19 protein-coding genes are annotated in these 20,067 nt (G+C 65.7%); 12 read left to right on the top strand and 7 right to left on the bottom strand.

Annotated features, from left to right (window positions below; all coding sequences use genetic code 11):
• Positions 1-75 precede the first annotated feature (75 nt).
• From A9973_RS08010 to A9973_RS08000, 3 genes are all read left to right on the top strand, one after another.
• Positions 76-774, top strand: a complete 699-nt coding sequence (locus A9973_RS08010; RefSeq protein ID WP_183013255.1) for a pirin family protein — start codon at positions 76-78, stop codon at positions 772-774.
• A gap of 99 nt (positions 775-873) precedes the next feature.
• A complete protein-coding gene (locus A9973_RS08005) occupies positions 874-1,779 on the top strand; it encodes a pirin family protein (RefSeq protein ID WP_183013254.1) in 906 nt (301 codons plus the stop codon).
• A gap of 89 nt (positions 1,780-1,868) precedes the next feature.
• Positions 1,869-2,846 (top strand): tripartite tricarboxylate transporter substrate binding protein, encoded by a 978-nt coding sequence (locus A9973_RS08000; RefSeq protein ID WP_183013253.1) that lies wholly within the window; start codon positions 1,869-1,871, stop codon positions 2,844-2,846.
• A gap of 15 nt (positions 2,847-2,861) precedes the next feature.
• On the opposite strand, the gene A9973_RS07995 is transcribed toward A9973_RS08000, so the two are convergent.
• The 3 genes from A9973_RS07995 to A9973_RS07985 form a co-directional block, all read right to left on the bottom strand.
• Positions 2,862-3,638 (bottom strand): ABC transporter ATP-binding protein, encoded by a 777-nt coding sequence (locus tag A9973_RS07995; protein WP_183013252.1) that lies wholly within the window; start codon positions 3,636-3,638, stop codon positions 2,862-2,864.
• A gap of 5 nt (positions 3,639-3,643) precedes the next feature.
• Positions 3,644-5,314 carry an iron ABC transporter permease gene (locus A9973_RS07990; protein ID WP_183013251.1) on the bottom strand — a complete coding sequence of 557 codons (1,671 nt, stop codon included), beginning with the start codon at positions 5,312-5,314 and terminating at the stop codon, positions 3,644-3,646.
• 113 nt (positions 5,315-5,427) lie between these two features.
• The gene (locus tag A9973_RS07985; protein ID WP_183013250.1) at positions 5,428-6,471 is read right to left on the bottom strand and encodes a Fe(3+) ABC transporter substrate-binding protein; all 1,044 of its coding nucleotides are present in this window, start codon (positions 6,469-6,471) and stop codon (positions 5,428-5,430) included.
• A 259-nt stretch (positions 6,472-6,730) separates the two neighbouring features.
• Between A9973_RS07985 and A9973_RS07980 the strand changes: the two genes are divergently transcribed.
• Complete coding sequence (locus A9973_RS07980; RefSeq protein ID WP_183013249.1) at positions 6,731-7,507, top strand: ferredoxin--NADP reductase; 777 nt, start codon at positions 6,731-6,733, stop codon at positions 7,505-7,507.
• 70 nt (positions 7,508-7,577) lie between these two features.
• Here the strand turns inward: A9973_RS07980 and A9973_RS07975 are convergent, their stop codons facing one another.
• From A9973_RS07975 to A9973_RS07965, 3 genes are read right to left on the bottom strand one after another with little or no spacing between them, the layout of a single operon-like run.
• A complete protein-coding gene (locus tag A9973_RS07975; protein WP_183013248.1) occupies positions 7,578-8,543 on the bottom strand; it encodes a tripartite tricarboxylate transporter substrate binding protein in 966 nt (321 codons plus the stop codon).
• 40 nt (positions 8,544-8,583) lie between these two features.
• A complete protein-coding gene (locus tag A9973_RS07970; RefSeq protein ID WP_183013247.1) occupies positions 8,584-8,973 on the bottom strand; it encodes a hypothetical protein in 390 nt (129 codons plus the stop codon).
• Positions 8,970-10,328: an acyclic terpene utilization AtuA family protein gene (locus A9973_RS07965; protein WP_183013246.1), complete on the bottom strand. Its 1,359-nt coding sequence runs from the start codon at positions 10,326-10,328 to the stop codon at positions 8,970-8,972. Before A9973_RS07965 ends, A9973_RS07970 begins: the two co-directional genes overlap by 4 nt.
• A 100-nt stretch (positions 10,329-10,428) precedes the next feature.
• Here A9973_RS07965 and A9973_RS07960 point away from each other — a divergent pair, with 100 nt between their 5' ends.
• The 5 genes from A9973_RS07960 to A9973_RS07940 all read left to right on the top strand — a co-directional run bounded on the left by A9973_RS07960 (position 10,429) and on the right by A9973_RS07940 (position 15,653).
• On the top strand, positions 10,429-11,343 hold the full coding sequence (locus A9973_RS07960; RefSeq protein ID WP_183013245.1) for a LysR family transcriptional regulator: 915 nt from the start codon (positions 10,429-10,431) through the stop codon (positions 11,341-11,343).
• Positions 11,344-11,451: 108 nt separating this feature from the next.
• Positions 11,452-11,838, top strand: a complete 387-nt coding sequence (locus A9973_RS07955) for a Rid family detoxifying hydrolase (protein ID WP_105558228.1) — start codon at positions 11,452-11,454, stop codon at positions 11,836-11,838.
• 39 nt (positions 11,839-11,877) lie between these two features.
• Complete coding sequence (gene recG, locus A9973_RS07950) at positions 11,878-13,968, top strand: ATP-dependent DNA helicase RecG (protein ID WP_183013244.1); 2,091 nt, start codon at positions 11,878-11,880, stop codon at positions 13,966-13,968.
• Between the two features lie 82 nt (positions 13,969-14,050).
• Positions 14,051-15,001 (top strand): LysR substrate-binding domain-containing protein, encoded by a 951-nt coding sequence (locus A9973_RS07945; RefSeq protein WP_183013243.1) that lies wholly within the window; start codon positions 14,051-14,053, stop codon positions 14,999-15,001.
• A 151-nt stretch (positions 15,002-15,152) separates the two neighbouring features.
• Positions 15,153-15,653, top strand: a complete 501-nt coding sequence (locus A9973_RS07940) for a Dps family protein (protein ID WP_183013242.1) — start codon at positions 15,153-15,155, stop codon at positions 15,651-15,653.
• Between the two features lie 109 nt (positions 15,654-15,762).
• Here A9973_RS07940 and A9973_RS07935 read toward each other — a convergent pair whose 3' ends face one another.
• A complete protein-coding gene (locus A9973_RS07935) occupies positions 15,763-16,416 on the bottom strand; it encodes an alpha/beta hydrolase (RefSeq protein ID WP_183013241.1) in 654 nt (217 codons plus the stop codon).
• A 213-nt stretch (positions 16,417-16,629) separates the two neighbouring features.
• On the opposite strand from A9973_RS07935, the gene A9973_RS07930 reads away from it, so the two are divergent.
• From A9973_RS07930 to A9973_RS07920, 3 genes are all read left to right on the top strand, one after another.
• Entirely contained in the window at positions 16,630-17,757 is a 1,128-nt protein-coding gene (locus tag A9973_RS07930) for a branched-chain amino acid ABC transporter substrate-binding protein (RefSeq protein ID WP_183013240.1), read from the top strand.
• Between the two features lie 215 nt (positions 17,758-17,972).
• On the top strand, positions 17,973-18,674 hold the full coding sequence (locus tag A9973_RS07925; protein WP_183013239.1) for a response regulator: 702 nt from the start codon (positions 17,973-17,975) through the stop codon (positions 18,672-18,674).
• Positions 18,667-19,974: an ATP-binding protein gene (locus A9973_RS07920; RefSeq protein WP_183013238.1), complete on the top strand. Its 1,308-nt coding sequence runs from the start codon at positions 18,667-18,669 to the stop codon at positions 19,972-19,974. The genes A9973_RS07925 and A9973_RS07920 overlap by 8 nt, the downstream gene beginning before the upstream one ends.
• Positions 19,975-20,067 lie beyond the last annotated feature (93 nt).

Below are 20,067 nucleotides of genomic sequence, written 5' to 3'. Positions count from 1 at the left end.
TAGGGAAACCAGCCGGGCAGGAAAGCCGCCAGGCCCCCCGACAAACCATTCATATTATTGAAACAGGAGTCCACAATGCTTACCATTCGCCGCGCTGCCGAACGGGGTCACGCCAACCATGGGTGGCTCGATTCGTTCCATACGTTTTCCTTCGCCAACTACTACGATCCGGCGCACATGGGCTTCGGCGCGCTGCGCGTCATCAACGACGACCGCATCGCCGCGGGCCGCGGTTTCGGCACGCACGGCCATCGGGACATGGAGATCATCACCTATGTGCTGCACGGCGCGATTGCGCACAAGGACAGCATGGGCAGCGGCTCGACCATCCAGCCCGGCAACGTGCAACGGATGAGCGCCGGACGCGGCGTGATGCACTCCGAGTTCAACCCGCTGCCGGATACCGAAACGCACATGCTGCAGATCTGGATCGAGCCCGACGTGACCGGCATCGCCCCGGAATACGAAGAGCGCGCTTTCAGCGATGCGCAAAAGCGTGGCCGGCTGCAAGCCCTGGTGTCGCCCGACGGCGAAGACGGTTCGATGAAGATCCATCAAGACGCGCGGATGTACGGCGGCCTGTTCGACGGCGACGAATCCGCCACGCTGACACTGGCGGCCGGCCGCCGCGCCTGGGTGCATGTGGCCCGGGGCGGAGTGACCGTCAACGGTGTCGAACTGTCGGCGGGCGATGCGGCCGCCATCACGGACGACGCGCGCGTCGAACTGTCGGGTGGCAAAAACGCCGAAGTGCTGGTGTTCGACCTGGCATAACGCCTCAGGCCGGGCGGAAAGGTTTTCGCCCGGCCTGTTTTTCAACGGGCCGTTGGGCCTTAACATGGCCATTGGCCTATTGATGCGGAGCGCTACACCATGTCCACTTTGTCCAATGCAGGCGAAAACCAGATCGAAACCGTCGTGGTCCCGCGCACCAGCGACCTGGGCGGTTTTTCCGTGCGCCGCGCGATCCCGTCGGCGCAACGCCGCACCGTGGGGCCGTTCGTTTTCCTTGACCACATGGGTCCGGTGGAATTCGATGCGGGCTCGGGCATCGATGTCCGGCCTCACCCGCACATCGGCTTGTCGACGGTCACCTACCTGTACGAAGGGTCGATGGTGCATCGCGACGGCGCGGGCAATACCCAGACCATCCTGCCCGGCGAAGTGAACTGGATGACAGCCGGCCGCGGCATTGTCCATTCCGAACGTTCTTCGCCCGAAAGCCGCAAGGCCCCGCAGCGCCTCTGTGGCCTGCAGATCTGGGTGGGCTTGCCAAAAGCGCACGAGGAAACCGATCCGGGCTTCACGCACTACGGACTGGACGCGCAGCCGGTGATCGAAGGCGAGGGCGTGCGCGCCCAGGTCGTGGCGGGTTCGTTGTTCGGCAAGACGTCGGCGGTCAAGACGCTGTCGCCGCTGTTCTACGGCGACTTGCAATTGCAGGCCGGCGCGACCACGGTGCTGCCGGCCGAATACGAAGAGCGCGCCGCCTATCTGGCCGAAGGCTCGGTCGAGGTAGACGGGCAGGTGTTCGAAAGCGGTCGCCTGGTGGTCTTCGCCCCTGGCCGGCCGGTACAGATCCGCGCTGTCACTGCCGCCCGCTTCGCCGTTTTGGGCGGCGAGCCGCTGGAAGGTCCGCGCTTCATCTGGTGGAATTTCGTCTCCAGCAGCAAGGACCGCATCGAGCAGGCCAAGCAGGATTGGCAGCGCAGCCGCTTCGATCAGATCGTGCCCGGCGACGAGACCGAATACATCCCGCTGCCCGAACCGCGCGCCTGATTGCGCTTGGCCGTGACGCCGCTGCCGCGCAAGCCCTGCGCGGCGGTATGATGCGCCTCCAAACCTTGATAACAACAGGATGGAGACACATGCATCGCTACCCCCTCAACCTCGTGCGCGGCGTGGCCGCCTTGGCGCTTGCCCATAGCGCGTCCGTGGCGTTCGCCGCCGGCTATCCGGCCAAACCCATCACGTTCATCGTGCCCTACACGGCGGGCGGAACCACGGATCTCGTGGCCCGCACCGCCGGGCAAAAAGTCGCCGAAAAGCTCGGCCAGCCCGTCATCGTCGAAAACCGGCCGGGCGCGGGCGGCAACATCGGAATGGACGCCGTGGCAAAAGCGCCGCCCGACGGCTACACGATCGGCTTTGGCGCGATCTCCACGAACGCGTTGAATCCGTTCGTCTACCCCTCGATGCCGTTCGATCCCACCAAGGACTTCACGGGCGTCAGCATGCTGGGGGCGTCCACCGTGGTGCTTGAAACGGGCCCTGCGTTGAAAGTGGACAGCGTCAAGGACCTGGTGGCGTACGCCAAGCAGCATCCGGGCACCGCGTTCGGTACGCCCGGCACCGGCACGTCCATGCATCTGGCAGGCGTGATGTTCGACCAGTTGACCGGCGCCGGCATGCAGCACATCCCGTACAAGGGCAGCGCCCAAGGGTTGAACGACTTGCTGGGCGGGCATCTGCCCGTGATGTTCGACAATCTGCCGGCGTCGTTGCCGCACATCAAGGCGGGCAAGGTCCACGCGCTGGCCGTCACCGGCAGCAAGCGGGCGCCCGCGTTGCCGGACGTGCCGACGCTGGCCGAACTGGGTTATGCGGGTGCGGTGGTGGACCCGTGGTTCGCGGTGTACGGGCCAGCCAAGATGTCGCCTGAAGTCACGCGTGCATTGAGCGAAGCGTTCCAGTGGGCGTTGGCGTTGCCGGAAGTGAAGGACAAGCTCGAGCAGGCCGGCTTCATGCCCTATGGATCGACGCCGCAGGAAGTCGAGCGCCTGACCCAAAGCCAGCACGAGGCCTTCAAGGCCCTGTCGCAAAAGGTCAAGCTGTCGGCGGACTGAGCGGCGGAGGCCGGTTCAGCGCCCGCGGGCGAAAGCCTGCTCGCGCTGGGCCTCCAGCGCTTCGCGGCGGATGAAGTCGCGGACGAAGTCGGTGCTGGGATGTTGGTGCAGGTTGTAGGGCGTATCCCACTGCGCGATCGCCCCCTTCGTCATCACGCCGATGCGGTCGGCGATGGCGAAGGCCTCGGCCTGGTTGTGCGTGACGAGGATGGCCGTGTGCCCGGTGGTCTTGAGGATGTCGCGCACTTCAAACGCCAGGCGTTCGCGCGTGTCCACATCCAGGTTCGAGAACGGCTCGTCCAGCAACAGCAGGTCGGGCGAAGGCGCCAGCGCACGGGCCAGCGCCACGCGCTGCTGCTGGCCGCCCGAAATCTCGTGCGGGTAGCTGTTGGCGGCTTGCGCCAGGCCTACCAGCTCCAGCATCTCTTCCACGCGGCGGGCGCGGTCCGCGCGCGCAAGCTTGCGCAAGCCGAACGCCACGTTCAAGGCCACGGTCAGATGCGGGAACAGGGCGTAGTCCTGGAACATCATGCCCACGCGGCGCTGTTCCGGCGCCACTTGTTCGGTGGCCGATGAAATGACGGCGCCGTCCAGCAGGATGCGGCCGGCCCGCACGGGCTCGAAGCCGGCGATGGCGCGCAACACCGTGGTCTTGCCGCAACCGGATTCGCCAAGCAGGCAACCGATGTGCCCGGCCGGCAGGCCCAGCGTCAAGTCCTGCACCACGGGTTTCAAGCCGGCGGGCGTGTCGTAGGCGAGAGAGAGATGATCGATTTCTAACAGATCGGGCACGACGGTCAATGTCCCATTTTCAAATTGGTGCGCGCCAGCAGGATGACGGGCAAAAGGCCGGCCAGCACGATCGCCAGCGCCGCGACGGCGCCTTCCTCGTACGTTCCGCGGGCGGCTTCGGCGTAGAGCCAAGTGGCGAGCGTGTCGAAATTCATGGGGCGCAGCAGCAGGGTCGCGGGCAGCTCCTTCATGGCGTCCACGAAGACCAGCAGGGCGCTTGCGGCCAGCGCGGGACGCAGCAGCGGCAGGTGGACGCGGCGCAACGTGCCCGCGGAGCTTTCGCCCAGCAGGCGCGACGCCTGCTCCAGCGACGGGGGGATGCGGGCAAGGCCTGCTTCCAGCGCGCCGGTGGAGATCGCCAGGAACCGGATCACATAGGCGCACACCAGCGCGCCCATGGAACCCATCAGGAACAGGCCCGATCCGCCGAACACCGTGGCGACCGCGTTGTCGATCCAGACGAAGGGCGTCAGCAGGCCGATGGCCAGCACGGTGCCCGGCACCGCGTAGCCCAGGCTGGCGATGCGCGCGCAGGCGCGGCCCGGGTTGAAGCTGGCGCTTTCACGCAAGGCGCGGCCGGCCCAGGCCACGATCAGCCCGCAAATCAGAGTCACGATGGTGGCGCTGAACGCGACGATCAGCGTGTTGCCCAAGCCGTTGATCAACTGGTTTGACACGCCGCCCACCAGATGCAGGCGTTTGTACGTTTCGAAGATCAGGTAGGCGGCCGGTGCGATGAAGCCCAGCACGACGGGGATCCAGCCCAGCAGGGCCGCGACGGCGGCGGGCAGTCCGTGCAGGCGGCGCGGCTGCATGGGGCGCATGCGTTGCGTATTGGCATAACGCTGGCGCTTGCGGCCGTGACGCTCCAGCATGATCAGCCCGATCACGATGGCAAGCATCGTCAGCGCGATCTGGGCCGCGCCGGCCAGGTCCGACCGCGTGACCCAGGTCGTATAGACCGATACCGTCAGCGTCTGGACACCCAGGAACTCCGACGCGCCGATATCGTTCAGCGTTTCCAGCAGCGCCAGGCTCACGCCCACGACGATGGCGGGGCGGGCCAGCGGCAGGGCGACGCGGAAGAACACGGCGACGCGTCCCGCGCCCAATGTGCGGGCCGCTTCCAACAGGCTGGCCGCCTGCGTCATGAACATGACGCGCGTGCTCAGATAGACATACGGGTACAGCACGAAACCCAGCACGAAAATCGCGCCGTAAATCGAACGCAGGTCGGGCAGGCGGAACTGTCTTGGGCTGTCGTAGCCCAGCAGGGCGCGGATTGCGGTCTGGACGGGCCCGATGGGATGCAGCAAGTCCAGGTACGAGAACGCGATGATGTAGGTCGGCACCGCCAGCGGCAGCAGCAGCGCCCAGGTCAGGATGCGGCGCGTGGGGAAGTCGTAGGCCGTCACCAGCCAGGCGGCGCCGGTGCCCAGCAGCGTGACCATCACGCCCACGCCCGCCAGCAGCATGGCCGTGTTGGCCAGGGCTTGCGGCAGCACATAGCTTGCCAGATGCTGCCAGTGCGAAAGCTCGCCGCCCATCGCCCACCAGAGCAGCGTCAGCACGGGCGCCAGCACCGCCAGGGCAATCAGGGTGGCGCCCGCGAGCCAGCCGGCGCCGCGTTCAGTCCAGCGCAAACGCAGCGGCCGGGGCAAGGATTCTGTGTGCATGCTTCAAAGTCGATTGCATCAAAGGCAAGGCCTGTTCCCTCCGGAAAGAGGCGAACAGGCCCAATACTGCCGCAGGCTCGCGCCACGCCGAGGGCGTGGCGGCCGGGGGCTTATCAGTTGTCGAAGCCGACCTTGTCCACGAGCTCGCTGGCTTGCTTGCGGTACTTGGCGATTTCGGTCAGGGGCAGCGGGTCCACCTTCAGTTCGCCGAAGCTGGCGATCACGGGGTCCAGCTTCACGCCCTTGCGGACGGGGTACTCATAGTTGGCCTGGGCATACAGGGCCTGGGCGGGTTCGGACACCAGGAAGTCCAGCAGCTTGATCGCGTTGGCCTTGTGCGGCGCGTGGGCGGCAACGGCGGCGCCGCTGACGTTCACGTGGGTGCCGCCGCTTTTCTCGTTGGCGAACGTCGGGCGGATGACCTTGATGGCGTCGCCCCACTTGCGGCCGTCGGTGCCGGGTTCGGAATTCTTCATGTGGCCGACGTAGTACGCATTGGCCAGGCCGATGTCGCAGATGCCGCCCAGGATGTCGCGCGCCACGTCGCGGTCGCCGCCGGCGGCCTTGCGGGCCAGGTTGGCCTTGACGCCGCGCAGCCACTTCTCGGTGGCTTCCGCGCCGTCATGGGCGATCATCGAGGCGACCATCGCGGTGTTGTAGGGGTGCTGACCCGAGCGGATGCAGACCTTGCCCTTCCACTTCGGGTCGGCCAGGTCTTCATAGCGGAAGGATTCCAGCTTCAGGTCCTTTTCGACGTACAGCACGCGGTCGCGCAGCGACAGCGCAAACCACTTGCCGTCGGCGCCGCGCAGGTTCGCGGGAATCACCGATTCCAGGGTCTGGGACTTGACCGATTGCGTCACGCCGCCGTCCACCAGGTCCAGCAGGTTGCCGATGTCCACGGTCATCAGCACGTCGGCGGGCGACTTGGCGCCTTCCGCCTTGACGCGTTCCAGCAGGCCGTCCTTGACGAATACGGTGTTGACCTTGATGCCGCTTTCCTTGGTGAAGGCATCCAGCAAGGGCTGGATCAGCTTGGGTTCCCGGGTGGTGTACAGGCTGACTTCTTCCGCGGCATTGGCCGAGACGGTGAAGGCGGCGGCGCCGGCCAGCGCCAGGGCGCGCAGCAGCGAATTCAATTGGGGACGCTTGGTCATGTCGGAAACTCCAGCTAGGGCAGCAACGGGGAAAGCCGCGAAAGGGCTTCCCATTACTTAAAACGGTCTGCTAACGAAAACGATTATCAACTGAGAACGCGACGATACCAGGAAGCGAAAAACCATTCAACTACTCGTAAGGCGAAGAATCCAACGCTTGATCCCCATCAATACGGCATAAGCGTATTACGGAATAATGAGAGCAATTCCTATCAAGACCCTGTAGAATAGCGTTAACCCTAATATTCACTACTACGACATGGCTGCTTTCAACACTGAGCGCGTACTGAGCGTGCACCACTGGAACGACACCCTGTTTTCCTTTACCACGACGCGTGACGCGGCCTTGCGGTTCCACAACGGCCACTTCGTCATGATCGGCCTGGAAGTTGAAGGCAAGCCGCTGCTGCGGGCCTACAGCATCGCCAGCGCGAACTACGAAGAAAACCTCGAGTTCCTCAGCATCAAGGTGCAGAACGGCCCGCTCACGTCGCGCCTGCAGCACTTGAAAGAGGGCGACACCATCCTGGTCAGCCGCAAGCCGGTGGGCACGCTGGTGGTCGACGACCTGAAGCCGGGCAAGCACCTGTTCCTATTCGGCACGGGCACGGGCCTGGCGCCCTTCATGAGCATCATCAAAGACCCGGACATCTACGAACGCTTCGACAAGGTCATCCTCGTCCACGGCGTGCGTTGGGTCAGCGAGCTGGCTTACGCGGACTTCATCGAAAAAGAGTTGCCGAACAACGAGTTCTTCGGCGACGTCGTCCGCGACAAGCTCGTGTACTACCCGACCGTCACGCGCGAACCGTTCCGCAACCAGGGCCGCATCACGGAACTGATGGAAAACGGCAAGCTGTGCGAAGACATCGGCATCCCGCAGATCAACCCCGAAACGGATCGCGCCATGATTTGCGGTAGCCCGCATATGCTGGCCGACATCAGCGCCATGCTGGACAAGCGCGGTTTCGTCGTGTCGGCGGGCGTGGGCCAGCCGGGCGACTACGTGGTCGAACGCGCGTTCGTGGACAAATAAGCCACGGCGGTTCGCCCCAACAAAAAACCCATCGCATGCGATGGGTTTTTTGCATTCATGGCATCCGCAATTATTCCGGCTGGATGCCGGCCTTCTTGATGATGTCGCCCCATTTCTTCGATTCCGCCTGCTGGAACGTGGCCAATTCGCCGGGCGTGGAGGTGGCCGGATCCGTCCCGGTCTGCGCGTAGAACTGCTGGGCGGGCTTGGTCTTGGTGGCGTTCACCAACAGTTCGTTCAGGCGCTTCACCACGTCGGGCGGGGTGCCGGCGGGCGCATACGCCGCGAACCAGTAACCCATCTCGTAGTTCGGCACGCCGGCTTCGGCGATCGTGGGCACGTCGGGCGCCAGCGGCGAACGGGCCAGCCCCGTTACGCCCAGCGCGCGCAGTTTGCCGGACTTGACCTGGGGCAGGCCGGTTGCCGTGTCGGTGATCATCATGTCGATCTGGCCGCCCAACAGGTCGGTCACGGCCAGCGGATTGCTCTTGTACGGCACATGCAGCAGTTGCACGCCGGCCATCTGCTGCAGCAATTCGCCGGCGATGCGGCTGCTGGAGCTGCCGCTGCCGAAACTCAGCTTGCCCGGCGATTGCTTGGCTTGCGCCAGGAAGTCGCCCACGGTCTTGGCTGGCGAGCTGGGATTCACCACCATGATCTGGCCGCCTTTGCCCAGCAGCGAGATCGGCGCGAAGTCCTTCACCGGCTGATACGTCAGCGTCTTGTACAGGTGTTCGTTGGCGGCGTGCGTCGTGTTGGTCGTGATCAGCACGGTATAGCCGTCCGGCGCGGCGCGGGCGCCGGCCGCGGCGCCGATCATGGCGCTGGCGCCGGGCTTGTTCTCGATCACCACGGCTTGGCCGGTCTGTTCCGTGACGCCCTGGCCGATGGCGCGGCCTATCTGGTCCGTCGCGCTGCCGGCCGCGAACGGCACGATGAACGTGATGGGTTTTGACGGAAAGTTCTGGGCCAGGGCGGTCAGGGGAAGGGCGGCGGCCAGCAGCAGGGCAAGCCGGCCTTTGGATGAAATGCGCATGGGGGTGTCTCCTGTGGTGTTTTTTTATAGGGGGGGCGGGTCAGGCGGCCGCGGGACGGTCGCCGGGTATGTCTGGCAGACGGCGAGCCAGGTCTGCGCCGACTTCCACCGTCAGGTCCAGCAATCGGAAGGACAGGCTTTTGCCGTGCGTGTCCAGATTCAGCGCATCGTTCACGCCGCCGTCCAGCACGCTATCCAGCACGAAGTTCATGGCGTGCAGCGTGGGCAGCAGGTAGCGAGTGACGCGGGCGGGATGCCGGTAGGCGAACCACGCGGCCACGCGGGCCTCGGTGACTTGCGCGGCCAGCACCGCGTAGCACTCCGGGTCCCAGGCGATCAGGCTCAGGTTCGAGATGTCGCCTTTGTCGCCCGAGCGGCTGTGGCCGAGCCGGTACAGCGGCACGGATAGCGTGTCGGCGTTGCGGGTCATGGCGTGATGTCCTCCAGGAAATTCCAGCCGCTTTCCACGGCATCGCGGGCAATGGTGCAGGACACCATGTTCAGGCGCGGCCGCAGCGCGGTGCGTACGCCGCCGCCGCCGGCGGGGCCGCAGGTGTACAGCGCGGTCACTTCGCGCAGGATGCGTTCGGCCTGGGCCCGGTCGGCATGTTCGCCGGCCAGCCGCAGCCGCACATCGCGGGCGCGGGTGTCAGGCAAGGCGCGGCGCATCTCGCCGGCGTCGTCGCCCAGGATGCTGACCGCGCCGATCAGGTCGGCGCGCAGCCTGAAGCCGGCGCCCAGGCGCTTTTGCACGATATCGGCGGCAAGCCGGGCGCGGGCTTCTGCCTGCACGCCGGCGTACGAGATCTCGGCTTCGGCCAGCCAGCCGCCGTGATAGCACACGTTGACTTTCAATTCGGGCGGGCGCGCATGGCCGGTGATGCCGTGCACCGCCACACGGTCGCCGCCCAATTCGACGACACGCGCCTGGCTCAGGTCGGCCACGACGTCGGGCGTCAAATAGCGCGCGGGATCATGGACTTCGTACAGCAACTGCTCCTTCACGGTGCGCGCGTCCACCGCGCCGCCGGTGTCGGCGGCTTTACCGATGACGAACTCGCCGTCGGCATGGATTTCGGCAATGGGGAAGCCCGCCGCGTGCACGTCCGGCACTTCTTTCAGGCCGGGCACGCAGAAGTAGCCGCCCGTGACCTGCAAGCCGCATTCGAGCATGTGGCCGGCCATGGTGGCGCGGCCCAGACGAGGCCAGTCCGCGGCATCCCAGCCGAAGTGCGCCATCGCCGGGCCCAGTGTCAGCGAAGGGTCCGCCACGCGGCCCGCGACGACGATCTGCGCGCCCGCCGACAGCGCCTGCGCGATTTCCGTCGCACCCAGATAGGCGGTCGCACTGACCACCTCGTGTCCTTCCAGCTCGGCGCCCAAGCGTTCCCGCAACAAGGCGCGTTGCGCCGCCGTCGTCAGGGCGTCGCCATGCACGACCGCGATCCGCGGCGCAGGCAAGCCTTGTTCACGCGCGATCGCGGCAATGCGACGGGCCGCGGCCTGCGGATTGGCCGCACCGAAATTGCTGACGATGCTGATGCCGTGGCGCAGGCAGTCCGCCAGCACGGGTGATACCAGCTCGTCCAGCAGCGGCTCGTAGCCACGATTGGGATCTTCGTTGCGCGCCAGTTGGGCCAGGGCGAGCGTGCGTTCTGCCAACGTTTCGAAAATCAGCGTGCCGCCGCCCTGGGCGGCCAATGTGCGCACCACGGCGGCGGCGCCGTCGCTGCGGTCTCCGGAGAATCCGGATGCGCAGCCGATGAGCAAGGGAGATTGGGGCATGGAGGGTCCAGTCGGGCCTAGGGTGGCTGTCGTGGCCACTATAGGTAAACGACGTTAATCAGTAAAATAGAAAAATCGGATGAATTGATAGAAGAAACCCATGAATCTATCTGCCCGGCAATTGCGCGCGTTCGTCGCGCTGGCGGACGAACGGCATTTCACGCGGGCCGCGCAGCGCTGCCACCTGACGCAGCCCGCGTTCAGCGCGTTGATCCGTTCACTGGAAGACAGCGCGGGCTTGCGTCTTTTCGACCGCAACACGCGGCATGTGGAACTGACGGCCGAAGGCCGGGTGCTGGACGCCTCCGCGCGGCGTCTGCTGGCGGATATGGACCTCGTCATGGAGGACCTGCGCGACCACGCCGCAGGCCGGCGCGGCCGCGTGGCGCTGGCCGCGCTTCCGTCGCTGGCAGCCGGTTGGCTGCCCGGGCTGCTGGCCCGCTTCAGCCAGGCGCATCCGGGCATCGTGCTGGACTTGCGCGACGCGTTGCTGGATCCCTGCCTGGATATGGTGCAAAGCGGGCAGGTCGATTTCGCCGTGGCGTCCCGCCGCCCGGACATGACCGACCTGGATAGCGAGTTCCTGCATGCGGATCGCTACTTCCTGGTGTGCCGGGCGGATCATCCGCTTGCCGCGCAAAGCCGGGTCCGCCTGCGCGACGTCGTGCGGCATCCTGTCATTCAACTTGCGCGCGGCAGCAGTGTGCGTAAACATCTGGACGAGGCGCTGGGCGCCGACGCGCCGCTGCCGGTGTTCGAAGTCGAACACCTGGCCACCGTGACCGGACTGGTGCGGGCGGGCCTGGGCGTCTCGGTCGTGCCCGCCATGACGCTTTTTCATTTCCGCAGCGAAGACCTGCGCGTGGTGCCGCTTGCGGGGCGCGCGCTGACGCGCCCGCTTTATCTGGTGCAACGCAAAGGCCGCAGCCTGTCCGTCGCCGCCCAGGCGCTCTACGCGCTTCTGATCGCGCATCGGGGCGATATCGGCGGGGCAGGCCATCAGGCAGACTCGTAAAACCCGGAAAGGGACATCCCTGCGTCATCGGGTCACTTTCGCAAAAGTCTATTGCTGTTTAAACTCCGATAGTTGTAGCTTCTATCCGTCACCTGAAGGATTCCGCCCATGAGCAAGCAAATCATCCATACCGACGCTGCGCCCGCCGCCGTTGGCCCTTACTCGCAAGCGGTTGCCGTTAGCGGCACCAAGACTGTCTACCTCTCGGGCCAGATCGGCCTGGAGCCGGGCACCGGCGATCTGGTCTCCGAAAACTTCGACGCGCAGGTGCGCCAGGCTTTCGCCAACATGCAGGCCGTGATCACCGCCGCCGGCGGCACGCTGGACAACGTCGTCAAGCTGACGCTGTTCCTGACCGACCTGGGCAAATTCACCGCCGCCAACTCCATCATGGCCGAAATCATCCCGCAGCCGTTCCCGGCGCGTTCGACCATCGGCGTGGCGAGTCTGCCCAAGGGCGCACAGTTCGAAGTCGAAGCCATTCTGGTCCTGTAAGGCACACCCGGACTTTCGATCCCAGGGGTTCGTTCCTTCATGCCGGCCGCGGCCGTGGCTTCCAAGCGACCCGGCGCCGATACCAAAGGCGCCGGGAAACCGATGACGGATACAGAGCGCAAGCTCCGTAACCTGGGTCTGGTGCTGCCCGAGGACTTCGTGCTGCACTTGCCGTTGCGCTACGAGGACGAAACCCGAGTCATTCCGATCAGTTCCCTGCGCCCTGGCTTCTCGGGCCAGGTCGAAGGCGAGATCACCAAATCCGAGGTGCTGTACCGGCCCCGGCGCCAACTCACCGCCACGCTGGCGGATGAAACCGGCGAACTCCAATTGCGCTGGCTGAACTTCTATCCCAGCCAGCAAAAGCAGATCACGGTAGGCAAGCGCCTGCGCGCCCGTGGCGAAGTCCGGGGCGGGCTGTTCGGCCGTCAGATGGTGCATCCCCGCATGACCAGCGCGGACGCGCCGCTGCCTACCGCGTTGACCCCGGTCTACCCCACCACGGAAGGGCTGCCGCAGTTGCCCCTGCGCCGCGCCATCGCGCAGGCGCTGGACCGCGCCGACCTGTCCGACACCTTGCCGGACGAGGCCCGCCAGCGCTACGACCTGCCGCCCTTCGAACCCGCCATCCGCGCCTTGCATACCCCGGCCCAAGGGGAATCCGAGCAGGCCTTGCTGGATCGCGTGCATCCTGCCTGGCGCCGCATCAAGTTCGACGAGCTATTGGCGCAGCAGTTGTCGCTTGCCGCCGCCCGCGCCGCGCGCCGCGTCAAGGAATCCGAGGCGCTGCCGGTGCGCACCGAGCCCGGCGGGCTGGTCGCCAAGCTATATGCCAATCTGCCGTTCACATTGACGGGCGCGCAAGAACGGGTGGTACAGGAGATTTCGGCTGACCTGGCCAAGCCGTATCCGATGCATCGCCTGCTTCAGGGCGACGTCGGCAGCGGCAAGACCGTCGTCGCCGCGATTGCCGCGGCGCAGGCGATCGCCGGCGGCACGCAGGTCGCGTTGATGGCGCCCACCGAAATCCTGGCTGAACAGCATTTCCGCAAACTGGTGTCGTGGCTGCAACCGCTGGGCATCAACGTGGCCTGGCTTAGCGGCAGTCTGACCGCCAAGGCGCGCCGCGAGGCTGCTGCGGCGGCGGCGGACGGCAGCGTGCAACTGGTGGTCGGCACGCAGGCGCTGATCCAGGACCATGTCGAATTCCATCGGCTGGGCTTGTCCATCGTCGACGAGCAGCACCGCTTTGGCGTCGGCCAGCGCCTGGCCCTGACGAAGAAGGGCGAGACCGTGCGGGGCCGCTTCGTGCCGCATCAGCTGAACATGAGCGCCACGCCCATCCCCCGCACGCTGGCCATGACGTTCTTCGCCGACCTGGACGTGTCCGTCATCGACGAATTGCCGCCCGGGCGCACGCCCGTGCTGACCAAGCTGGTCTCCGACGCGCGGCGCGAAGAGGTCATTGCGCACGTTGCGCAAGCCGTGCGCGGCGGCCAGCAGGCCTATTGGGTCTGTCCGTTGGTGGAAGAAAGCGAAGCGCTGGAATTGCAGACGGCGGTCGATACCTTTGAGGGCATGCGGGTCGATCTGCCCGACCTGCGCATCGGCCTGGTGCATGGCCGTTTGCCCCAGGCCGATAAGGCCGCCGTCATGCAGGCCTTCCGCGAAGGCGAGGTGGACCTGCTGGTGGCCACCACCGTCATTGAAGTCGGCGTCGACGTGCCCAACGCATCGCTGATGGTCATCGAACATGCCGAACGCTTCGGCCTGGCCCAGTTGCACCAGTTGCGCGGCCGGGTAGGGCGGGGCACCGCCGAATCCGTCTGCGTGCTGCTGTATCAAACGCCGATATCCCAAATCGCGCGTGAACGGCTGCGTGCCATGTTCGAGACGTCCGACGGGTTTGAAATCGCCCGCCGCGACCTCGAACAGCGCGGGCCGGGCGAATTCCTGGGCACGCGCCAGTCCGGCATGGCGCTGCTGCGCTTCGCCGACCTGGAGACCGATGCGGCAATCGCGGAAGATGCGCGCGATGCCGCGGTATGGCTGCGCGCCGAGCATCCCGCCGCCGTCGAGGCGCATCTGGCGCGCTGGATGCGCGGCCGCGAAGACTTCCTGCGGACGTGACCCCATGCCGACCATTCTTAACCTGAATCTCTCAAGCGCCGGCCGCAAGGCTTGCGCGCAACCCCTGGGGGCGTAGTCCACCATGACTCTCACCGAACTCAAGTACATCGTCGCCGTCGCGCGCGAACGGCATTTTGGCCGGGCGGCCGAGGCCTGTTTCGTCAGCCAGCCGACGCTGTCCGTCGCGATACGCAAGCTGGAAGACGAGCTGGGCGTGACGCTGTTCGAACGCGGCGGCACCGAGGTGGGCGTCACGCCGATCGGCCAGCGCATCGTCGCGCAGGCGCAGAAAGTGCTGGAAGAAAGCGCCAGCATCAAGGAAATCGCGCGACAAGGACACGACCCGTTGGCCGGCCCCTTGCGTGTCGGCGTCATCCACACGATCGGCCCGTACCTGCTGCCCAAGCTGGTGCCCGTGCAGATCGGCCGCACGCCGCAGATGCCGCTATTGCTGCAGGAAAACTTCACCGTAAGGCTGGTGGAACTGCTGCGCCAGGGCGAAATCGACTGCGCCATCATGGCCTTGCCGCTGCCCGAAGCCGGCCTGGTCATGCAGCCCCTCTACGACGAACCGTTCATCGTGGCGGTGCCCAACGACCATGAACTTGCCCAGCGCAAGTCCATCGACGCCCAGGACCTGAAGCAGCAGACCATGTTGCTCTTGGGCAGCGGCCACTGTTTCCGCGACCAGGTACTGGAAGTGTGCCCCGAGCTGTCCCGCTTCTCGGCGGCCAGCGACGGCATCCAGCGCACCTTCGAAGGTTCGTCGCTGGAAACCATCCGCCACATGGTGGCGGCGGGCATCGGCGTCACCGTGCTGCCAGTCACGGCCGTGCCCGAGCACCCGCCCAGCAACAGCCTGCTGACCTACCTGCCGTTCGACGGCCACGTGCCCGAGCGCCGCGTGGTCCTGGCCTGGCGTCGCAGCTTTCCCCGCCTGGCCGCGATCGAAGCCTTGGCGCAGGCCGTCTACGACTGTGGTTTGCCCGGCGTGAAGATGCTGGCCGACGAAGCCGCTGCCATCCAGGACTGAATTTTCCGTGCCTGGCGCGGCGCTTGCGCGAACGAGTCTTGAGCCGCGTCAAATCCACGCGGCGCAGGCAGGGAAATCGCGGTTGCGCCGCGTCAATTCATCGTGTTTGCAGTGGTATCCTTAAATCGTACTTATCCAACAGGAGCTAGCAATGGCCAAGTCCACCAAGAAGACCCCGAGCGTTCCGCGCATCAACATCGGCATTTCGGACAAGGACCGCGCCGCCGTCGCCGGTGAGTTGTCCAAGCTGCTGGCCGACTCGTACACGCTGTACCTGATGACGCACAACTTCCATTGGAACGTCACGGGGCCCATGTTCAACACGCTGCACCTGATGTTCATGACCCAGTACACGGAAGAGTGGAACGCGCTGGACAGCATCGCCGAGCGCATGCGCGCCCTGGGCCACTACGCGCCGGGCACCTACCGCGAGTATTCCAAGCTGTCGTCCATCGCAGAACCCGAGTCCGTGCCGGAAGCGCTGGAAATGGTCCGCCTGCTGGTCAGCGCCAACGAATCGGTCGCCAAGACCGCCCGCGCGGCCTTCGAAAAGGCCGATGCCGCCAACGACCAGCCCACGGCTGACCTGTTGACGCAGCGCCTGGATGTGCACGAAAAGAACGCGTGGATGCTGCGCAGCTTGCTGCAGTAGAGCTCCATCGCTGCGGCGCGGACATGGCGCTGAAAGCGCCGCCCGCCGCATCCTGCGATTACCGCCACCGCATTCATTGGGATTGCCGTCGAGACGGCATCCCTGGCGGTCACGGCAAACCGCAGACCGGCACGGGTGGAATCCGCTTGGCAGGAGTCGGAATGCGCCAGGAGGCGCGACGGCGCAGCGCGCCGAATATCTTCAGGCCTTGGGGCCAGTCGTCCAGGCCGCTGTCTGCATTGATGTGTCCGGCGCCGGAAAGCACGACGACCCGGCTGCCCCAATCCTGCGCGAAGGCACGGGCGCGTTCCAGGCGGCAATACGGGTCGTTGTCGCTGGCGATCACCACGCTTTGAAACGGCAGGGGTTGACGCGGGATGGGGGCGAAACCGCGCAGGCAGGCCGGCGCGTCGGCGCGTTCCACATCGGCCGGCGCCACCAGCAGGGCGCCCGCGACCTTCGCACGCAAGGGAACCGGCAGCGCGGCGCTGACCAGACAGCCCAGGCTATGGGCAATCAGCAGCACCGGACTGCGTGCCTGATCGATTTCGGCCACAAGCGTGGATATCCATTCAGGGGCAACGGGGTTTTCCCAGTCGCGCTGCTGGATGCGCACCGCGTGGGGCAGCAGGGTTGCCCAGCGGGATTGCCAGTGGTCCGGTCCGGAGTTTTTCCATCCGGGGACGATGATCGGTTGGAGTCTCATGGCGGCCATCATGCCGCGATGCCCTAGTAACTCAAACGAATAAATCGTCTTTTGCATATACGGCGGCGGGTATAAGGCGCGGCCCCTGAGCGATGCGGCACCCGGATGCCTGGAAGACGCCGGAAGTCGGGCCGGATGGGCTCCGGATACAGGGTTTTTTCAGTGTATGCTTGCCGTGCAAATGCAAAGTAACGGGGCGTGACCACATCGGTTTCCGGCGTCCGCCCGGTTCAAAAACCAACGATTACAAGCGATTAGAGGAGTCCACTCATGAAGCCAGTATTTCGTCTGACCCCGGTCATCGCGGCGCTGGGAGTCGCCGCTGGCCTGACGTTTGCGGCGGGTGCGCAAGCGCAAACCATCAAGATCGGCGTTGTCGGCCCCACCACCGGTGCCGTCACGCAGTATGGCGATATGGTCCGTGAAGGCGTCGACACGGCTGTCGAGCGCATCAACGCCGCTGGCGGCGTGAATGGCAAGAAGCTCGAAACCGTCGTGATCGACGACGGATGCGAACCCAAGCAGGGTCCGGTAGCCGCCAACCGCGTCGTCAACAGCAAGATTGGATTCGTGGTGGGCCACGTGTGCTCGGGCGCGACCATCGCGGCCGCGGACATCTACAACAACGAAGGCGTGGTCATGGTGACGCCGTCGGCCACGGCGCCCGCGTTGACGGACGGCAAGAACTACGAGTTCATCTTCCGCACGATCGGCCGCGACGACCAGCAAGGTCCCGCCGCCGCCAAGTTCGTCCTTGAGAAGATCAAGCCGAAGAAGGCCGCCGTGCTGCACGACAAGCAGTCGTATGGCCAGGGCATCGCCACGGCAGTCAAGAACGACCTGGAGAAGGGCGGCGTGCCGGTCGCGGTGTTCGAAGGCATCAACGCCGGCGACAGCGACTATTCGGCGGTGATCACCAAGTTGAAGGCCCAAGGCGTCGATTTCGTCTACTACGGCGGCTATCACCCGGAAATGGGCCTGCTGCTGCGCCAGGCGGCCGAGCAAGGCGTGAAGGCCAAGTGGATGGGCCCGGAAGGCGCGGGCAACCCGGACATCAACGCCATCGCCGGCGACGCCGTCGAAGGCATGTTGCTGACCCTGCCGGCCGACTTCACCCAGAACGCGGCCAACGCGGACATCGTCAAAGCGTTCGAAGCCAAGAAGCGCAATGCCGGCGGCGCCTTCCAGATGACGGCCTACACGGCCACCCAGGTCATCGCGGACGGCATCAAGGGCGCGGGCTCGGACGACCCGACCAAGGTCGCCAAATACCTGCATGCCAATTCCTTCGATACGCCAATCGGCAAGGTGTCCTGGAACAAGCAGGGCGACCTGACGAACTTCTCGTTCGACGTGTTCACGTGGCACAAGGATGGTTCCAAGACCGTTTATAAGTGATGCCACGGCGGGCCCAGGGTCGATCACCCTGTCGCCCGCGGCATCGGATGCGGACTTGTCCGCATGACCACCGGGCCGGAAGCCACAGACTTCCGGCCCGGTTTTTGCATTTGAGCGCCGCCCGCCGGGAACCGGACCGCCACCGCGGTGTCGAACGGCCGGCTCCCCGCACGCGAAGGCGTTGCGGCCCCTAGACCTACTCTTGTCCGCACATTATGACCAAGGCCTTGCTAGTCGAAGACGATCCGAAGCTGTCGCGCCTGATCGCGCAGTTCCTGGAACAACACGGGTTCAACGTCGCCCAGGCCTACCGTGGCGACCACGCCGTGGAGGCGTTCCGCCGCCATGATCCAGCGATCACCATCCTGGACCTGATGCTGCCGGGCCGGGATGGCCTGCAAGTCTGCCGCGACCTGCGCGCGTTCTCTTCCGCGCCCATCCTGATGCTGACCGCGCGCGAGGACGACCTGGACCAGATCCTGGGGTTGGAATCCGGCGCCGACGACTACGTCATCAAACCGGTCGAGCCCCGCGTGCTGCTGGCGCGGATCCGGGCGTTGATGCGGCGCCACAACCAATTGGACGAACCGCCGGAGCACCTGGAGTTCGGGCCGCTCATGATCGACCGGCGCACGCGCGCCGTGGTCCACGCGGGCGTCGAGGTCGACCTGACGACGATGGAATTCGAAATGCTGTGGGCGTTGGCCAGCCAGGCCGGCCAGGTGCTCACCCGCGACGACCTGCTCAACGCCGTGCGCGGCATCGAGTTCAACGGGCTGGACCGCAGCGTGGACGTCTGCGTCAGCAAACTGCGCCGCAAGCTGGATGACGATCCTCGCGATCCGGCGCGCATCAAGACCGTGTGGGGCAAGGGCTATCTGTTCTCGCCCAAGGCACACGAGGGTGGTGATGCTTAAGTTCGTCCTGCGGCTTTTCGTGGTGCTGGCGATTGGTTTCATCATTTCCAACGAAGTGGTCGACCGGACCGCCAATTACTTCTTCGAGCCGGTCAATGTGGCCTATACGCGCGAGGCGGTGCGCGGGCAGTTGCACAGCCTGACGCAGGAGCTGTCCCGGGTGCCGCCCGAGGCGCGGCAGGAGTATGTGCGCGACAAGCTGGCGCCGCACTACGGATTGACGCTGCGGTTGATGGACCCGGCGGAGTACAACGGCGCCGACTTCGCGCTGACCGATGAAGAGCGGCGGATGATCGACACCGGCGGCTTCTTCATGCGCGACAAGCTGAACACCTTCGTCATCGGCATTCCAGGCGAAGGCGCGCAGTGGCTGCATGTCAGGCTGCCTGCCGAGCCGCCGATCGGCCCCTGGGTGATCGCCGCGATCTATTCCGCCCTGGGCTTGCTGCTGTGCGCGTTCATGCTGGTGTGGGCGTTGCCCATCTGGCGCGACCTGGAGGCGCTGAAGACCGCGGCGCAGCGCATGGGGCAGGGCGACCTGCAGGCGCGGACGCGGCTGTCGCGGCACTCCAGCATCCGAAATCTGGGCGACACCTTCAACCAGATGTCCGACCGCATCGGTGCACTGATCAGCAATCAGCGCGACCTGACCAACGCCGTGTCGCACGAACTGCGTACGCCGATCGCCCGCCTGTCTTTCGAGTTGGACATGATTGACCGCGAGGGCGACGCAGAGGCCCGCAAGCGCCTGGTCGAAGAGATGAAGAGCGACGTGGCGGAATTGGACAGCATGGCGTCCGAGCTGTTGATGTACGCCCGCCTGGAGCATAAGAGCGACGACGTCGCGCTGGGCGCGCAAGATGCGCGCGGGTGGCTGGATTCCGTGGTGCAGCACGCCGCCTACGAGGCCGGGGTGTCCGGCGTGCGTTGCGTCGTGTCGGAATGCGGCGTGGAGCAGGTGCGGCTGCATCAACGCTACATGACGCGGGCGCTGTTGAACCTGCTGCAGAACGCCATCCGCCATGCGGGCAGGCGCGTGCAGGTCGGACTGACCAGCCCGGCACCGCAGGAGTACGTGCTGACGGTGGACGACGACGGCCCGGGCGTTCCGCCCGCCGACCGTGAACGCATCTTCGAACCCTTCATCCGCCTGGATGAAAGTCGCGACCGCGGCACAGGGGGCACCGGCCTGGGGCTGGCCATCGTCAGCCGGGTCGCGCGATGGCACAACGGCACGGCGTTGGCCACCGACAGCCCCTTGGGCGGCGCGCGTTTCGTGGTCAGCTGGAAGGCCGGCTGAGGCCTGGCGCGCGCAGGCGTAAAGAAACTTCACAAAGCGCGCGCCGAATCTTCACAAACTCCATACAAAGCGGGAAAGATCCGGCTCCAGGCC

Origin of the sequence: Achromobacter sp. UMC46 (assembly GCF_014170335.1) — a bacterium.
Taxonomy (GTDB): domain Bacteria; phylum Pseudomonadota; class Gammaproteobacteria; order Burkholderiales; family Burkholderiaceae_B; genus Achromobacter.
This window is presented reverse-complemented; position numbering and strand designations above follow the sequence as displayed.